This is a genomic window from Microvirga arabica (assembly GCF_016811235.1).
Lineage (GTDB): Bacteria > Pseudomonadota > Alphaproteobacteria > Rhizobiales > Beijerinckiaceae > Microvirga > Microvirga arabica.
In genome coordinates this window covers 1-14,276 of sequence record NZ_JAFBID010000008.1, presented here as the reverse complement: position 1 = coordinate 14,276, position 14,276 = coordinate 1, and the positions used below count along the sequence as shown (strand labels likewise).

The window sequence follows — 14,276 nt, the reverse complement described above, 5'->3', positions numbered from 1 at the left end:
ATGGGTCGGGAAGGTTTCTTCCCACCTTAGTTCGTCGCTGGCCTTTGCTGGGGCTTCGGCTTGGCAGCGTTGGCCGGCGCGTTCGCTCCGCCGGCGCCGGTCGGGGCCGGGCCGCCGTTGCCGGGCACGAACAGCGCCCTCACGCGGCCGCCGGGGGTTGTTTCGATATTGGCCACGCCGGTGTTGATGTCGTAGAGCACCCGCTCGCCCTTGGTGACATTGGGCCCGTCGCTCAACGTGGCATTGCCGGTGAGCAGGATCTTGTTAGAGCCACGGTCGAAGGTGGCGTTTTCGCCGGTGGCAACCTGGGTGCGGGACACGATGGTGACCGGGCCCTTGCAGTCGATCTTCTTGATCGCGCTGTCATCGGCCCCCTGTGCGGCAGGCGCTGCCGCCTGTCCACCATTCTGGTCCCGCTGCTCATAGAACACGGTCATGACCGTGCACTTCATGGTGCTTTCGCCCTGAACCGCCACCACGTCTCCGGTGAAGACGGCGCGCCCTTCCTTGTCGAAGACATCGAGCTTGTTGGCATCGATCTTGATCGGCTCCTTGCTGGAGCCGAAATTGCCGAAGCCGACCGCGCGCTCCTTGCCGGCCTGGGCCCAGGCGGCCTGAATCGGGACGGAGGCGAGAAGCGCGATGGCAAGAGCGGCGCGTGGAAAACTCATCATGGACGGGTACTTGTCTGTTGGGGCGCTGTGACCGATGCGGGCATTGTGGAGCCCGTGCCGGCGGCGTCCTTGGACGATGGGGCGGAGCGGGACGGTTCCAGAACGGTGCGCACGCGGCCCTCGAAGCTCATGACCTTGCCGTTGTCCGTTACTTTCAGCTTGTCGGCCTCGATGGAGCCGTTGCCGAACAAGACCTCGACGGGTTCATTGGACGTCACGTTGCCGGACTTGAACTGGACGAAGGCCGACCGGAGCTTGACCTCGTGGCCTGCATCCGTGGTGACCACGATGTTGTCGCGCAACCGCATCTGCTCCCGCTTGGTGTCCAGGGTACCATTCGCGGCCTGGAGCCATGCGACGCTGCCGCGATCATCCGTGACGATGCGTGCCTTAAGGCCCTTGAGCTGCACCAGGTCGGGCTTGCGCACATCCTGCGTGGCCTCGGTGGCGGTCACCTCGTAGGGGCGGTTGTCGTTCTTGAAGCCGGTCAGCTTCGGGCTCGCCATGGTGACGTTGGTGCCGCTCACCCCTATGGAGCCGAAGCTTACGTTCTCGATGTGCCGGAACGGATCGTAATAGGCCACGAAGCCCACGGCGCCCATGCCGATCAGGGCGCCGAGGGGAATGGCGATCTTGGCAAAGCGCACCCAGCGGGAATGGCGGCGGGCCTTGGTATAGGCGCGCGTCGACCGGCCGGCCGGCCTCAAGGCCGGGCCGTCACGCATCGTGGTGCCCTGGATTACCGCCACTTCTGAACCCCTTCCGCCTCACAATCGGCCCTGCGCCATGCCGGAAGGACATGGCGATGTTATGACGGATCTGGGTTTTATGCGGGAAAGTTTAAGCGCCCGTCAAGAATGGGCGAAAATATCGGTCTCGGACCAGCCGAGAAGATCGAGCTGCGCCCGAGTCGGCAGGAAGCTGAAGCATTGGTGGGCAATGCCAAGACGGTTCTCCCGCTCCAGCATGCGGTCGAGCTTCTCCTTTAGGGCATGAAGGTGCAGCACGTCGGAGGCCGCATAGTCCAGTTGGGCTGGGGTGAGCGTGTCGGCGCCCCAGTCGGAGGATTGCTGCTGCTTCGACAGCTCCACGCCGAGCTGCTCCCGCGCCAAGTCCTTCAGGCCGTGACGGTCCGTATAGGTGCGCACGAGCCGCGAGGCCACCTTGGTGCAGTAGACCGGGCGCGGCATGACCCCGAATGTATGGAAGAGCACGGCGAGATCGAAGCGGGCATAATGGAAGATCTTGAGCACGCTCTCGTCGGACAAGACGCGGATCAGGTTCTCCGGCAGGGGGCCATCCTTGAGGATCTGCACCACGTCCGCGCTGCCGTCGCCGGTGGAGATCTGCACCACGCAGAGCCTGTCCCGGTGCGGGTTGAGCCCCAACGTCTCGGTATCGATGGCGATGGCGGAGCCGGGCTGGTAATTCGCGGGCAGATCGCCGCGATGAAAGCGTACGGTCATGGGGTATCCAAAAAATCTGACAGAACAGGCTGTAACGCGTCTGGTCCCCGGCTTCAACGGATGAGAAAAGCCCCGCGGAGGCGGGGCTTTCTTGGTTTCGATGGCGCCAGCCTTCAGTAGCAGGTCTGGACTCGGCGAACGATGACCCGCCCATAGGGGGTGACGATCCGACGGCGCTCAATGAAGCAGCGGGGCGGAGCGTAATAGGCCGGGGCATAATAGGGGTTGGCCGCCGCGCTTGCGATGGCTCCCAGGGCCAAGCCTCCGATCAGACCAGCCGCGATGGCGCCCCCGTTCGAGCGCCGGTACGTGCGATAGGGATAGCCGTAATAGCGACGCGGACCGTAATAGGCGGACCGATAGCCGCCGTAGTAACGCGGCCCATAATAGGCGCGGGGAGCATAGGCGTAGGGGCGATAGCCCCAGCCGGCTCTGTAATTGGGTCCCCAATAGGGCTGGGCTTCGGCGGGAGCGGGCTGAACGATCATGGAACCGGCGAGAGCAAGGCTCGCCGTCATCAGGGTATTGAACGACACACGCATGGTGCCCTCCAAGAATCAGGAGCCTTCAGAATAACGGTTAGCCGCGCTTCCATGTTCCGGTTTGGTCCGCTGTCATCAAGGCCGCGGATCCTTAAAAACCCTCGTTTCAAAACGACTGGAGGGCATCGAGCTGGCCTTCCTTGGGATCGGTCAACCCGTCGAGAACACCCACTAGGGTTTCGCGACTCACGGGCTTTTCAAGCCAGGGAACGTCCTGCAGTTCGACCGGGCACTCGGTTCTGGACGGCAGACCAGAGTAAACGATGAAGGGTACACCCAGCCTCTTGAGCACCTGCGCCACCGCCACGGAGGTGCCGTCCTTGATCATCACGTCCAGCACCGCGATGTCGGGCAGGTCGCCTTCGAGCCATTGCAGGGCCTGAGCATTGCTCATGAAGACCCCGGCCACCTCAAAACCGGCATCCTCCAGGAAGGCTTCGAGGGACATGCCGATCAAGGCCTGATCTTCCACGATCATGCAGCGGGTTTGAGTCATAATGTCCTCTATCGATTACCGTTGTCAGAACGTGGATCCGCCACCGGACGGCGGCTGCTGGCGCAGCATGAAAGGCGGAGCGCAAACATGTCCGCCTCAAGGGACAGATGTACCCTCAGCTGACATTCGTTTCATTGCTGCATGTAAATCTTGACCGCACATTGTCTTGTGATGGGGCGCTTCGATCATTCCCATTCAGGCGCGGCTGACGCAGCCAACAGCAGCGAGAAACAATCTATTTTGTTCGATTTCTGAAGATGAAACCCCAAACTTCATCGCGGAATATTGTCAGGCTTCGCATAGGTTAATGCGGGATTGCGCCGAGCAGGGCTTGCTGAAAGGCTCGAATCGGAAGGGATCGGTAGAGTGTCAATCGAAAACTCCCTGAAGGAGCAGATGCTTGCAGCCATCCCGCATCTGCGCGCCTTCGCCATCTCCCTCTCCGGCAGTGTCGACAGGGCGGATGATCTGGTGCAGAGCGCCCTGCTCAAGGGCTTGAGCAATTTCGACAAATTCCAGCCCGGCACCAGCATGCAGGCCTGGCTCTTCACCATTCTGCGCAATGACTTCCTGACCCAGATACGCAGGAAAAAGCGTGAGGTTGAGGATCCGGAAGGCTCCTGGGCCGAGAAGGTGGCGATCATGCCCGACCAGGGCTCACGGCTTGACTTCACCGACATGCTGAAGGCGCTTGGCAAGCTTCCCGTCGACCAGCGCGAGGCGCTGCTCCTGGTGAGCGCGGAAGGCCTGTCCTATGAGGACGCTGCGCGGATCTGCGGCACCAATATCGGCACAATCAAAAGCCGGATCAACCGTGCGCGGAACCGCTTGGCGGAACTGATGAAGTTCGATGCGGACGATGATCTCGGCCCAGATCGCTTGGTCAAGGCAGCCCTGTTCATGCACGCCTCGCCTTAGGTGACGTCTGTCAAGGGCTTGGCGCCGGCAATCCGCCGGCGCCGTTGACAGGGTACATTTCAGTTACGCAGCCTTGCCGTGCTCGATCCGCGCAGGCTGATTATCATGCCCCACGCTCTTCATGCCGTTGCCGGAGCTGATCTCGATGCGGCGCGGCTTCAGAGCCTCCGGCACCTCTCGCTTGAGCTCGACCGTCAGCAGGCCGTTCTCGAGGCTTGCACCCGTCACCTTCACGTGGTCGGCGAGATTGAAGATCTGCTTGAAGGCGCGCGTCGCGATGCCGCGGTGCAGATACTGCCTGCCGTCATCGGAGCCCTTCTTCTGACCCGTGACGAGAAGCTGGCCTTCCTTCTGCGTGAGCTCGATCTCCTCGGGAGAGAAGCCTGCAACCGCCATGGTGATGAGGTACTGGTCCTCACCCATCTTCTCGATGTTGTAGGGCGGCCAGTTGGCCATGGACTCGAGCTGGGTCGACTGGTCGAGCATGTCGAACAGACGGTCGAAGCCGACCGTGGAGCGGTACAGGGGAGAGAAGTCGAAAGCAGTTCTCATAGCCATATCCTCCATTGAGCAACATGGGTCCGAGAGCGCCGGACACCCGCCGGCGCCCGTATAGCCAAGCCATTGAAAGGCCTTGGCAATCATGATTTTAGGAAGCGTTTTCCCAGTTTTCAAGAGGGTATGAACGCCTGCCGAAATCGTTCGAAACCGGCTGGCCATCATGCCTCTGTGGGCCTAGCATCAGCCTGCCTCGATCAGGGAACGACCGACATGCTGCGCATCCTCTCCCTCGCCTTGTTGACGATCTTCGCCGCTCCATCCTTCGCGACGGAAGCGCCCACCGAGAATACTGTCATCGCGCAGGAGCAGCGCCCTTCGCAGCAGAGTCCGAAACGCGATTGCGAGAGAAAGCAGGACGAGGGCGTCAGTTAAGCCTGCGCCGCACCAGCAGGCTCGACTTCCACGATGGCTGAGGCTCGATCGTGGGCCAACTTCGCGCGCCGCCGCAGGGCGGCGTTGAGTTCGGCCCCGAAGATGAAGATCGCCGCAGAGATCTGCAGAAAGATCAGCGCCGTCAGGATGCCGGCAAGGCCCGCATAGGTGGCCTTCAGGTGGGTCATGTTGGCCAGGAACTCGCCGTAGAGGCTGGCTCCCGCAAGCCACAGGACCAGGGTCGCGGCGATGCCGGGCAGCACATGCGCTGCGCGGGGCCGGGCATCCGGCAGCCAGAGATGGGTGGCGGCGAGGCCCGCCACCAGGACGACGGAGGCCAGCCCATAGCGAACGGCGTCGTAGGTCAGGCCCAGAGCCTTCAAGTCCGGCATCGACAGCACCGCGGCACGCCACAACGACGGCCACAGCACCACGAGGACCGCTGAGGCCACCAGCGCTCCCGCGCCGATCAGCACGAAGCCCACGCCGATCAGCCGGGCCTGCCACCAGGGCCGGAACCGGTCGACCCCATAGGCCCGGCACAGGGCGATCCGCAAGCTTTCCACGCCATTGGTGGCGACCAGCAGGGTCAGCACGACGCTGATCGTCAGCACGTTCCGGCGGGGGATGAGAACCTTGTCGGCCTCCCGCGCCAGCGGACCTGCGACTCCCTCGGGCCAGAAGTCGAAGAGCAGGTGAATGATATGGGTGGAGATCCGCCCGGCGCCGAGAAGGGCCGCCAGGGCCGCAACGCAGATCAGGAAGGGAAAGAGCGCGATCACCAGCGAGAGCGCCACATGGCTTGCCATGGCAAGGCCGTCGTTGCGCGAGAATCGCACGCCCGCGTCAGTGATGGCCGCGAGGATCGAGCGGGCCTGGGGAGGAACAGAGGGAAGGCGCATCGTCGACGGAGGAATCCTGGACCGGCAGATCGGGCGATGATGGTGCGCGACCCGGCCTCTTGATGCGATCCTTAAGTGCTCAAGGCAAGAACCATTCTGCCACAGGCCTGCCGGGCTTACCTTATGAAATCCGGCCCCGCGCCTCGTTCGCCAGCCGGATCAGCATCGGCCGCACCTCATGCGGACCGGTGAGCGCCCTTGGAAAGGGCAGCCGCAGGATCTCGTCGCCGAGCGCCATCTGAACGCCTTCCGGGTCGATGCCGATCAGGCGCCATGCCCCCTCGCGGGCGCCGCAGAGCTGCGTGGCATAAAGCGCCACCGCATCGGCATGATCCTCGTTCATGTGCTCCACGGCCTGCGCCTCGAAATCGTAGAAGTCGAAGAACCCGGACAGATCCGCCAGCAGATCCTCCCTGGCCATGCGATAGGCGCGGCCGAAGCCGCCGTTGAGGCTGCCCGACACGACCGCCAGGCGCCAGAAGGCGAAATCGGGAAAGTCCACATAGAGTTCGGCCTTGGGATGCTGCAGCAGGTAGCGGCGGCGGATCCGCTGCGTCTCGGGGCTTTCCCGGTCGAGCCTGTGAGCCGTCGCCAGGAGGGTCAGGCGCGGATGGGCCAGCGGATCGCCTTTGCCCACGGATGACAGGAGCAGCGAGCAGCGCGGATCGGCTTCCAGCAGTTGCGTATGAGCCGAGAGCTGCGAGGTGAGGATGACGGGCGCGCCGTCGAGATCCGTTCCCACCTGCACGAGGCTTGCAAACGGCATGCCGCTCTGCGCATCGTTGGTGGCGAGCGCGCCCGACCGCACCGTGCGCATGAGCTTCTTGGCAAGCCCGCGGGCATCGTCGTCGACGGGCAGGAACGGATCCTTTGCCATTGGCCTTGTTGCTCCCTGGATGCCGCTCACGAGGTCTTTTGATATTGCGCGCGCAGGGCCTCGAACCGGGCAACCTGGTCCGGCCTGAGCGCGCGGTCCTCGTGGCGGCCCACGAAGATCTTGAACATCACGCCGCCCTCCTGGTTGACGAACTGCACCGAGCAGGACCTCTTGCCGAAGAAAGGGCGATCGATGAAATAGATGGACCGGCAGCGCTCCATCCTCAAGTGCCCGCCGATGGGCGTCTCCCCGTGGATGTTGAAATAGCCATGGCCCAAGGTTCCGGCCGGAATGCTCCCCTCGCATTCGAACACGCCATCGCGGGTATGCACCACGAGGGTGATTACGCCCCACTCGGTCAGGTCCTGCCAGATCTCCTGGTAGAGGTCGCCGGGCACCCGCAGGGCGGCCTCGGGCGGAAGGCAATCGAGCACGGCCTGCATCGGCACGCCGCGGCTTTCCGCAACCTGCTCGAGGATGCCGTCCGGCTTTGCCGCGAGATCCTGGCGGATCAGTTCGTTCACGGGAAGGGTCATTCTCTTACTCCGCCGCTTTCGCCGTCAGGCCGATGGTTTGGATCACTTCGAAACCTTCGAATTCCGGATGGCCCAGGGTCAGAGGCTTGTTGGAGCCCGTGCTGGCGCGCGTATGCGAGGCACGGAACTGCTCGGAGCGCGTCCAGGCTTCGAACTGCGCCTTCGAGGCCCAGACGGTGTGCGAGGAATAGAGCACATGATCCTCGCGTTCGGGGCCGCGCAGCATGTGGAATTCGATGAAGCCGTCGAGCTCGTGCAGGTAGCTCTCCCGCGTGAGCCAGCGCTGCTCGAATTCCTGCATGGCGTCCTTCAAAACCTTGAAGCGGTTCATGGCGATGAACATGGGTGTCTCCGTTGTCTGCAAAGCGGACGCGCGGGAGACAAGCGACCCCCGCGCGTCCAAAAGATCACCAGCGGATCGTCGCGTTGAGCGCGAAGGTGCGGCCCGATGCGCGCAACAGATCGAGGTTGCGGTTGGTGGCCAGCACGCCGGCCACATCCTGGGCGTTGTGGTACTCGGCATCCAGAAGGTTGTAGGCGCTCAGATTGAGCGAGAGGTTCGGCGTCGGGTCGTAGAAGACCAGTGCATCCATCGTCACATAGGAATCGGGCCGGAAATAGGTCGCATCGCTGACCCGGTTCTTACCCGCAGCACCCCGCGCCCGAACCTCGGCGCCCCAGCCGGCCTCGTGCTGGTAGCGGATGCCCGCATGGGCCGTGAACGGATCGACGGAGTCGATGGGGAGCCCCGTCTCCTCATCCTCGCCCTGCGCATAGGCGAGCGCTCCGAAGATCGACCAGTTCGGGGTGAGGCGCCAGTCGCCCTTGGCCTCGACGCCCCAGATCCGCACATTCGACAGGTTCTGGTACTGGAACTGGGTGAGGCCCGCCGGCGACGTGCCGACGGTCACCGTCTCGATGAAGTCGTTATACAGATTGTAGAAGCCCGACACCTGGAAGCTGGAGCCGTTGTCGAAGCGCCCGCGCAGGCCCACCTCGAAGCCGTCGCTGGTCTCCGGCTTGAGATTGCCGTTCGGCAGGATCTCATAGAAGAAGACCGGATTCGAGAAGCCGAAATTCGCCGTGTCGTAGGGTGGTGCGCGGAAACCCCGGGCATATTGACTAAACACGCGCAGCTGATCCGTCAGGTCATAGGTGATGCCGAATTTGGGCGAGACGGCGAGCTCGTTCTGCTCCTCGACACCAAAGTCGCGCTGGTTCGAGCGGTCGAAATCCGCATCCGGGTTCGGATCGAGATGGTAGGTGTCGAAGCGGATGGCGGGAATGATCCGGAGCCTTCCGTAGCGCGCGGTATCCTGCACGTAGAGGCCGGCCTGCACCGTCTCCGTGTCGGGGAAATTCTTGTTGGGGAAGTTCTCGCCGGAGATCGTGGGCGTCTCGACGCCCGTGTCGAGATTTCGCTCGATCCTGTTGCGCGGACGCGACGTGGTGGTCGAGTCGACGGAGGCGCCGTAAATGAAGCTGTGCTCCCACTCGCCCCATTGGCGGGTGCCCGAGAACTGGACCTCGGCGCCGTAGATCTCCTGGTTGAAACCGAAATCCGAGAAGCGGATCCGGTTGGGCTCGGCCGGCGGGCCTGTGAAGGATGTGCCGCGCTGCTGCAGGGTCTTCTCCTCGCGGTCCACCTTCGTCCAGTACACGCTGGTGCGCACCGTATCGGCAACGGACCAGGTCACGGGCAGCGTCCAGTCGAAGCTCAGGCGCGGACGGGTCGTGGTGTCGTCCGCGTCAGAGTCGAACACGCGGCTGAAAGGCATGCCACCGCCGCCGGGGGTGTTCGAGCGGTCGCTGAGAAGCTCCGTGCCGACCTCCTTGCGCAGGAACTCGCCGGTAAGCTTGAACTGCCCCCAATCGCCTGCATTGTAGAGCAGCTTGGCGAGCACGTTGTCGGCGGAAAAGTCCTGCGGGTTGGGCCGCAGCGTCGAATCGTCGTCGAGGTTCGGCCTCACCTCATGGCCTTGGCGATGGGTGTAGAGGATGAGCGACTCCCACGGCCCGAAGCGCCAGGCTCCGGTGTAGGTCTGCAGGAAGCTTCTGTCCTCGGTGTCGTAACCCGTCTTGGCCGAGAGATACCAATCCTTGCCGACGAGGTTGAGGTAGTCGGACGGATCCTTGGTGACGTAGGAGACCACGCCGCCGATGGCGTCGCTGCCATAGAGAGCCGAGGACGGACCGCGGATGATCTCGACCTGCTTCAGGCTATCGAAATCGACGAAGTCGCGGGTATAGGTGCCAGCCCCGATATTGGTCTCGGGAAAGTCCGGAATCTTGACGCCATCCACCTGCACGCGCACGCGGTTCTCGCCGATGCCGCGGATCACGTAATTGGTGGCGCCGCCGCGCGGGGGCTGGTTGCCCACGGAGACGCCGGGCTCCTCGCGGGCGAGATCGCGCGGAGAGTTGATGTTCCTCTGGTCGATCTCCTGCTGCGCCGTGACGCTCACCGTCGCGGGGCTGTCATAGACGGATGTCGGCGCACGCTCGGCCGTGACCGTGATGGCGTCGAGCGTGGTGAACAGAGGCGCTTCCGGCGTCGGGGCCTGCCCCTGAGCTTGCGCCTGGGCGCCGGTAATCAGCGTCGTGCCCGCAAGTGGGGCGAGAACGAGAAGGGCGAGGGGTGAAGTGGACGCGCGAAGGCCTTCGCGCAGGAAGGTAATCATCCTGACGATCCCAGTCTTTCATAGTGCTTTTCTTGAGGACTGGCTGGCTCGCGCAGAAATCGAATTCACGCTGGCTGGCTACTTGCCCATCTCCTGCGGGAGAAGGGTTTACATCCGATAGCCAAATCAAGTAACTGCGTCAACATGGAGTCTGATATTCGTAGTTTTACATTCTTCTAAACTACGAATACATGAGTGAAATTCCTATGTGTAGTTTAGAGCAAGTAAAATCTGAGGGTCATCGTGCACAACCCGCCTTCATCGTCGGCTATCAAACCTGACAGGACACCTCCGGCGAAAGAGATCGATGTGGCAAGCCTGATCGGGGCAAGTCGTGAGGTGGTGCTCCTCCACCGGGGCGAACGCTACCGCCTGCGCGTCACCGCCAGCGGCAAGCTGATCCTCACCAAGTAGGAGGCTGTCCCCGATGCTGTCACGCCGCGCGCTGCTCCTCGCCTCGCCGCTCCTGCTCTGCGCCACGCATCTGCGTGCTACCCCCGCCCGTCGGATCGTCAGCGTCGGCGGCGCGGTGACGGAGATTCTCTACCGGCTCGGTCGCGACGAGGAGATCGTCGGCGTGGATACCACGAGCCTGTACCCCGCCGACGCGCTCAAGACGAAAGCCAATGTGGGCTATGTCCGCGCCCTTGGTGCGGAGGGCGTGCTCTCGCTCAACCCGAGCCTCCTGGTCGCCTCGGAGGGGGCCGGTCCACCCGATGCCTTGAAGCTGATCGAGCAGGCTGGCGTCACGATTGTCCGTGTGCCGGATGAGCCGAGCCCGGCCGGCATCGTGAAGCGTGTCGAGGTGATCGCGCAGGCTCTTGGTGCCTCCGAGCAGGGCTTGGCGCTCGTGAAGGAGATCGAGGCAGGCTTTGCAGGGCTTGCCGAGGCCAGAGCCGAGGTCAAGCGCCCGACCCGCACGCTCTTCGTCCTGTCGCTCCAGAACGGACGACCGCTCGTCGGCGGTCAGGGAACCACGGCCGACGCCATGCTCGCCCTGGCCGGAGCCACCAATGCGGCCTCGTCTCTCACCGGCTGGAAGCCCCTGTCCGACGAAGGCCTGATCGCGGCCGCGCCCGAGGCCATCGTCATGATGAACCACGGCCCCGGCGGCGCAGCCTCCAACCCCTTCGCTTATCCGGCCTTCGCCGCGACGCCCGCGGCCGAGGGCCGGCGCCTCGTGGTGATGGATTCGCTCTACCTCCTCGGCTTCGGTCCGCGCACCCCCGACGCGGCGCACGACCTCATGGCGGCGCTCCATCCCGATCAGGCGAAGCGATGACATCGGTTGCGCTTCAACAGGGTCGCGTCCGGGCGGGGTTTCGCGAGTCCAGGGCTTTGCTGCTGAGCGCGCTTGCCGTGCTGGTGCTGCTGGTAAGCCTCGTGGCGCTCGGCCTCGGGGCCACGGGCGTTCCGCTGTCGCGCACGCTGTCCATCGTCACGGATGCCGTCATGGGCCGCACGTCGGCACTCGGAGGCGACGGTCTCATCATCCTGCAGGTGCGTCTGCCGCGTCTGCTGCTCGGTCTCCTCATCGGCGCGGCGCTCGCCTCGTCCGGTGCCCTGATGCAGGGTCTTTTCCGCAATCCGCTCGCCGATCCGGGGCTCATCGGCGTCTCGGCAGGCGCGGCCCTGGCGGCCGCCACGACGATCGTTCTCGGAGACGCGCTGCTGGCGCCCCTGATCGGGCCCCTGCCCTTCACCATTCTGCCTATCGGCGCCTTTACCGGCGGATTACTGACGACGCTGGCGCTCTATCTCGTGGCGACGCGCAACGGCCGCACCTCGATCGCCACCATGCTGCTCGCCGGCGTCGCCTTCGGGGCGCTATCCGGCGCGGTCATGGGCCTGTTCTCTTACCTGAGCGACGACCGGCAGCTGCGCGATCTGTCCTTTTGGTCCCTCGGGTCCTTGAGCGGCGCCACCTGGGCAAAGACCATGACGGTCTTGCCCTTCATCCTGCCCACGCTTCTTGCCACGCCCTTTCTCGCGCGCGGCTTGAACGCCCTCGCGCTCGGCGAGGCGGAGGCCTTTCATCTCGGGGTGCCGGTGCAGCGGGTCAAAGCGCTGGCGATCCTGCTCGTGGCGGTTGCCGTCGGGGCTTCGGTCGCTGCCGCCGGCATGATCGTCTTCGTCGGGATCGTCGTGCCGCATGTGCTGCGCCTGATGGCGGGCGCCGACCACCGGATGCTGCTGCCTGCATCGGCGCTGCTGGGCGCGGCCCTGCTTGTGGCCGCCGACACCGTGGCGCGCACCATTGTGGCGCCGGCGGAGCTGCCGATCGGCATCCTCACCGCGGCCATCGGCGCGCCGTTCTTCCTGTGGCTCCTGCTGCGCCGCCCGGGAGGCATGGCCCTATGAGCGCGCTCCTGGAGGCCACGGATCTCGTCTATCACAGCGGAGGCAAGGCGCTGGTCGACGGCATCGACCTCACGCTTGCCGGCGGCTCCTTCACAATCATCATCGGCCCCAACGGCGCCGGCAAGTCGACGCTGCTGCGCCTCCTGTGCGGCGAGCTTGCGCCTGCGCGCGGCGCAGTGCGCTGGAACGGGGAAAAGTTGCAGGCGATTCCGGCCTGGCGTCTCGCCCATCGCAGGGCCGTGATGCCTCAGGCCTCCGATCTCAATTTCCCCTTCACGGTCTTTGAGGTGGCAAGCCTGGGCACGCAAGGCATCGGGCGCGGCCTGTCGCGGAGCGACCGGCAGCGGCTGGCTCTTGAGGCCTTGGAACAGGCGGACGTCGCCCATCTCGCGCCACGCAACTACCAGACCCTCTCGGGCGGAGAGCGGCAGCGGGTTCATTTCGCCCGGGTGCTGGCACAGCTCGCGGCGGGCCGAACGCTCGAGGCGCAGCAGGCTCTGTTCCTCGACGAGCCGATCGCGAGTCTCGACCTGAAGCACCAGCTCGCTCTGCTCGGAACCGCGAGAGATTTCGCACGGCAGGGGCTCGCCGTTATCGCCGTGCTGCACGACCTGCAGCTGGCAGCCGATCTCGCCGACGAACTGATTCTCCTCCACGAGGGCTGCCTCGTGACCCGCGGAACGCCCGATTCCGTGCTCACGCCCCCGACCCTGGCCAGGGTTTTCGGCGTGACCCTGCATGCGAGTGCGCTTCCGACAAGTCCCTGGATGCTGGTCCCGGCCTAGAGCGACTTGCGTTGAGGCGGGGATATCGCACTCAGATTGAGTTCAGCCGCTCAGCTCAGACCGCTTCAATTTTGGGAGTTGAGATGAGCTTCTTCTTACCTGAACCAGAGAGTAGGAGAGCGGTAGCATCATTCCCTGATGGCGTTGAGCTGCTCGCTTCATTTGAGAAGATCCCAAGTAAGGCGATGAAGCGCGCCATCATCGGCATTGCCCAAGCTGCTTCTGAGAATACTCCTGCTTAGTTTTTTGACGCTCGCAGGCTCAGGCGAGCACATGAGTTCGAACAAAACTTAGCACGCTTGACCCTTGGATTACTACAGGGGGAGGGAAGCTCGTGCCCAGAGGAGGGTTGTGACAATTCTCTCCAAGCTATAGTAAAAAACATTGGAGCTGATGATGAGGATTTGGAGAAAGCTATAGGACGGATCTACGAAACGAACTCATTTGTAATAGGGCGGTCCTTCAAGAAATCCCTCCGTCCCGCGATCTGCGTGAGCCGCAGGCCAGCGCCGGGTGACCATCGGCAAGCACGAAAGCCAAAGGAGGCCACCAGACTGCCTCTATGTCACGACTTCCCCTGACCCCTAGCGGCAATCTTCTCCACGGAGACTTCGTGCACTGCGTGCCCCGTCCGCTCGAAGGACGTGATATTGCTGATGGTCGCCTCGGCAATATTGGTCAACGCCTCCCGGGTGAAGAAGGCTTGGTGCCCTGTGATCAGCACGTTCGGAAAGGTCAGCAGCCGGGCGAACACATCGTCGCCGATGAAGCGCTGCGATAGATCCTCGAAGAAGAGGTCCGCCTCTTCCTCGTAGACGTCAAGACCGAGGTGCCCGATGGTGCCGTCCTTCAGTCCCCGCAGAGCCGCTCTGGTGTCGATCACCGCTCCGCGGCTGGTGTTGACGAGTATAACGCCGCGCTTCATCCGCCCGAGAGCCTGCGCGTCGATAAGGTGATGTGTGGCGGGCGTCAGCGGACAATGAAGAGAAACGATGTCGGACAGCGCGAGCAACTCCTCCAACGGTACATAGAGCATCGGACTGAAAGGCAGATTCAAGAGGTTTCGGTCTGGGCTGAAATGTGATTCCCTTCTGCGAACAGGAGG

At 63.6% G+C, this 14,276-nt stretch carries 19 protein-coding genes; 7 read left to right on the top strand and 12 right to left on the bottom strand.

The genetic code is table 11. The features are described from left to right. Positions 1 to 26: 26 nt before the first annotated feature. From JQC81_RS06105 to JQC81_RS06085, 5 genes are all read right to left on the bottom strand, one after another. Positions 27 to 674, bottom strand: a complete 648-nt coding sequence (locus tag JQC81_RS06105; protein WP_246520266.1) for an LptA/OstA family protein — start codon at positions 672 to 674, stop codon at positions 27 to 29. Continuing rightward, positions 671 to 1,423, bottom strand: coding sequence for an LPS export ABC transporter periplasmic protein LptC (lptC, locus tag JQC81_RS06100; RefSeq protein ID WP_203270929.1), 753 nt, complete (start codon positions 1,421 to 1,423; stop codon positions 671 to 673). The genes JQC81_RS06105 and lptC overlap by 4 nt, the downstream gene beginning before the upstream one ends. A gap of 102 nt (positions 1,424 to 1,525) precedes the next feature. Further along, positions 1,526 to 2,140 carry a ribonuclease D gene (locus JQC81_RS06095; RefSeq protein WP_203270928.1) on the bottom strand — a complete coding sequence of 205 codons (615 nt, stop codon included), beginning with the start codon at positions 2,138 to 2,140 and terminating at the stop codon, positions 1,526 to 1,528. Between the two features lie 113 nt (positions 2,141 to 2,253). Next, positions 2,254 to 2,682, bottom strand: coding sequence for a hypothetical protein (locus JQC81_RS06090; protein WP_203270927.1), 429 nt, complete (start codon positions 2,680 to 2,682; stop codon positions 2,254 to 2,256). A 106-nt stretch (positions 2,683 to 2,788) separates the two neighbouring features. Beyond that, complete coding sequence (locus tag JQC81_RS06085; protein ID WP_203270926.1) at positions 2,789 to 3,178, bottom strand: response regulator; 390 nt, start codon at positions 3,176 to 3,178, stop codon at positions 2,789 to 2,791. Positions 3,179 to 3,544: 366 nt separating this feature from the next. On the opposite strand from JQC81_RS06085, the gene JQC81_RS06080 reads away from it, so the two are divergent. Next, entirely contained in the window at positions 3,545 to 4,096 is a 552-nt protein-coding gene (locus tag JQC81_RS06080) for a sigma-70 family RNA polymerase sigma factor (protein WP_203270925.1), read from the top strand. A 63-nt stretch (positions 4,097 to 4,159) separates the two neighbouring features. On the opposite strand, the gene JQC81_RS06075 is transcribed toward JQC81_RS06080, so the two are convergent. Further along, positions 4,160 to 4,648, bottom strand: a complete 489-nt coding sequence (locus JQC81_RS06075; protein WP_203270924.1) for an Hsp20 family protein — start codon at positions 4,646 to 4,648, stop codon at positions 4,160 to 4,162. A gap of 219 nt (positions 4,649 to 4,867) precedes the next feature. Here JQC81_RS06075 and JQC81_RS06070 point away from each other — a divergent pair, with 219 nt between their 5' ends. Further along, positions 4,868 to 5,029, top strand: a complete 162-nt coding sequence (locus JQC81_RS06070) for a hypothetical protein (protein WP_203270923.1) — start codon at positions 4,868 to 4,870, stop codon at positions 5,027 to 5,029. Here the strand turns inward: JQC81_RS06070 and JQC81_RS06065 are convergent. The 5 genes from JQC81_RS06065 to JQC81_RS06045 all read right to left on the bottom strand — a co-directional run bounded on the left by JQC81_RS06065 (position 5,026) and on the right by JQC81_RS06045 (position 10,025). After that, positions 5,026 to 5,931, bottom strand: a complete 906-nt coding sequence (locus JQC81_RS06065; RefSeq protein ID WP_203270922.1) for a YihY/virulence factor BrkB family protein — start codon at positions 5,929 to 5,931, stop codon at positions 5,026 to 5,028. The genes JQC81_RS06070 and JQC81_RS06065 overlap by 4 nt on opposite strands. A 121-nt stretch (positions 5,932 to 6,052) precedes the next feature. Further along, positions 6,053 to 6,808 carry a HugZ family pyridoxamine 5'-phosphate oxidase gene (locus tag JQC81_RS06060; protein WP_203270921.1) on the bottom strand — a complete coding sequence of 252 codons (756 nt, stop codon included), beginning with the start codon at positions 6,806 to 6,808 and terminating at the stop codon, positions 6,053 to 6,055. 26 nt (positions 6,809 to 6,834) lie between these two features. Next, positions 6,835 to 7,344, bottom strand: a complete 510-nt coding sequence (gene hutX / locus JQC81_RS06055) for a heme utilization cystosolic carrier protein HutX (protein ID WP_203270920.1) — start codon at positions 7,342 to 7,344, stop codon at positions 6,835 to 6,837. A 4-nt stretch (positions 7,345 to 7,348) separates the two neighbouring features. After that, positions 7,349 to 7,687 (bottom strand): heme-degrading protein HmuQ, encoded by a 339-nt coding sequence (hmuQ, locus tag JQC81_RS06050; RefSeq protein WP_203270919.1) that lies wholly within the window; start codon positions 7,685 to 7,687, stop codon positions 7,349 to 7,351. A 64-nt stretch (positions 7,688 to 7,751) separates the two neighbouring features. Beyond that, positions 7,752 to 10,025: a TonB-dependent hemoglobin/transferrin/lactoferrin family receptor gene (locus JQC81_RS06045; RefSeq protein WP_203270918.1), complete on the bottom strand. Its 2,274-nt coding sequence runs from the start codon at positions 10,023 to 10,025 to the stop codon at positions 7,752 to 7,754. A gap of 309 nt (positions 10,026 to 10,334) precedes the next feature. On the opposite strand from JQC81_RS06045, the gene hemP reads away from it, so the two are divergent. The 5 genes from hemP to JQC81_RS06020 all read left to right on the top strand — a co-directional run bounded on the left by hemP (position 10,335) and on the right by JQC81_RS06020 (position 13,413). Next, positions 10,335 to 10,439 (top strand): hemin uptake protein HemP, encoded by a 105-nt coding sequence (gene hemP, locus JQC81_RS32970; protein ID WP_312887480.1) that lies wholly within the window; start codon positions 10,335 to 10,337, stop codon positions 10,437 to 10,439. 13 nt (positions 10,440 to 10,452) lie between these two features. Further along, positions 10,453 to 11,307 carry a heme/hemin ABC transporter substrate-binding protein gene (locus JQC81_RS06035; protein ID WP_203270917.1) on the top strand — a complete coding sequence of 285 codons (855 nt, stop codon included), beginning with the start codon at positions 10,453 to 10,455 and terminating at the stop codon, positions 11,305 to 11,307. Then, positions 11,304 to 12,386 (top strand): FecCD family ABC transporter permease, encoded by a 1,083-nt coding sequence (locus tag JQC81_RS06030; protein ID WP_203270916.1) that lies wholly within the window; start codon positions 11,304 to 11,306, stop codon positions 12,384 to 12,386. Before JQC81_RS06035 ends, JQC81_RS06030 begins: the two co-directional genes overlap by 4 nt. Beyond that, on the top strand, positions 12,383 to 13,171 hold the full coding sequence (locus JQC81_RS06025) for a heme ABC transporter ATP-binding protein (RefSeq protein ID WP_203270915.1): 789 nt from the start codon (positions 12,383 to 12,385) through the stop codon (positions 13,169 to 13,171). Before JQC81_RS06030 ends, JQC81_RS06025 begins: the two co-directional genes overlap by 4 nt. 83 nt (positions 13,172 to 13,254) lie before the next feature. After that, positions 13,255 to 13,413 (top strand): hypothetical protein, encoded by a 159-nt coding sequence (locus JQC81_RS06020; RefSeq protein WP_203270914.1) that lies wholly within the window; start codon positions 13,255 to 13,257, stop codon positions 13,411 to 13,413. A 323-nt stretch (positions 13,414 to 13,736) separates the two neighbouring features. On the opposite strand, the gene JQC81_RS06015 is transcribed toward JQC81_RS06020, so the two are convergent. Next, positions 13,737 to 14,276: NAD(P)-dependent oxidoreductase (locus JQC81_RS06015; RefSeq protein ID WP_281400231.1), on the bottom strand; the 540-nt coding region annotated here is incomplete at its 5' end.

Excerpts from the sequence above, each read along its gene's own strand:
- JQC81_RS06035 (WP_203270917.1), top strand. The coding sequence starts at position 10,453 with ATGCTGTCACGCCGCGCGCTGCTCCTCGCCTCGCCGCTCCTGCTCTGC.
- hmuQ (WP_203270919.1), bottom strand. The coding sequence starts at position 7,687 with ATGTTCATCGCCATGAACCGCTTCAAGGTTTTGAAGGACGCCATGCAG.
- JQC81_RS06070 (WP_203270923.1), top strand. The coding sequence starts at position 4,868 with ATGCTGCGCATCCTCTCCCTCGCCTTGTTGACGATCTTCGCCGCTCCA.
- JQC81_RS06105 (WP_246520266.1), bottom strand. The coding sequence starts at position 674 with ATGATGAGTTTTCCACGCGCCGCTCTTGCCATCGCGCTTCTCGCCTCC.
- hutX (WP_203270920.1), bottom strand. The coding sequence starts at position 7,344 with ATGACCCTTCCCGTGAACGAACTGATCCGCCAGGATCTCGCGGCAAAG.
- JQC81_RS06020 (WP_203270914.1), top strand. The coding sequence starts at position 13,255 with ATGAGCTTCTTCTTACCTGAACCAGAGAGTAGGAGAGCGGTAGCATCA.
- JQC81_RS06045 (WP_203270918.1), bottom strand. The coding sequence starts at position 10,025 with ATGATTACCTTCCTGCGCGAAGGCCTTCGCGCGTCCACTTCACCCCTC.
- JQC81_RS06060 (WP_203270921.1), bottom strand. The coding sequence starts at position 6,808 with ATGGCAAAGGATCCGTTCCTGCCCGTCGACGACGATGCCCGCGGGCTT.
- JQC81_RS06095 (WP_203270928.1), bottom strand. The coding sequence starts at position 2,140 with ATGACCGTACGCTTTCATCGCGGCGATCTGCCCGCGAATTACCAGCCC.
- JQC81_RS06065 (WP_203270922.1), bottom strand. The coding sequence starts at position 5,931 with ATGCGCCTTCCCTCTGTTCCTCCCCAGGCCCGCTCGATCCTCGCGGCC.
- JQC81_RS06090 (WP_203270927.1), bottom strand. The coding sequence starts at position 2,682 with ATGCGTGTGTCGTTCAATACCCTGATGACGGCGAGCCTTGCTCTCGCC.
- JQC81_RS06025 (WP_203270915.1), top strand. The coding sequence starts at position 12,383 with ATGAGCGCGCTCCTGGAGGCCACGGATCTCGTCTATCACAGCGGAGGC.
- JQC81_RS06030 (WP_203270916.1), top strand. The coding sequence starts at position 11,304 with ATGACATCGGTTGCGCTTCAACAGGGTCGCGTCCGGGCGGGGTTTCGC.
- JQC81_RS06085 (WP_203270926.1), bottom strand. The coding sequence starts at position 3,178 with ATGACTCAAACCCGCTGCATGATCGTGGAAGATCAGGCCTTGATCGGC.
- JQC81_RS06075 (WP_203270924.1), bottom strand. The coding sequence starts at position 4,648 with ATGAGAACTGCTTTCGACTTCTCTCCCCTGTACCGCTCCACGGTCGGC.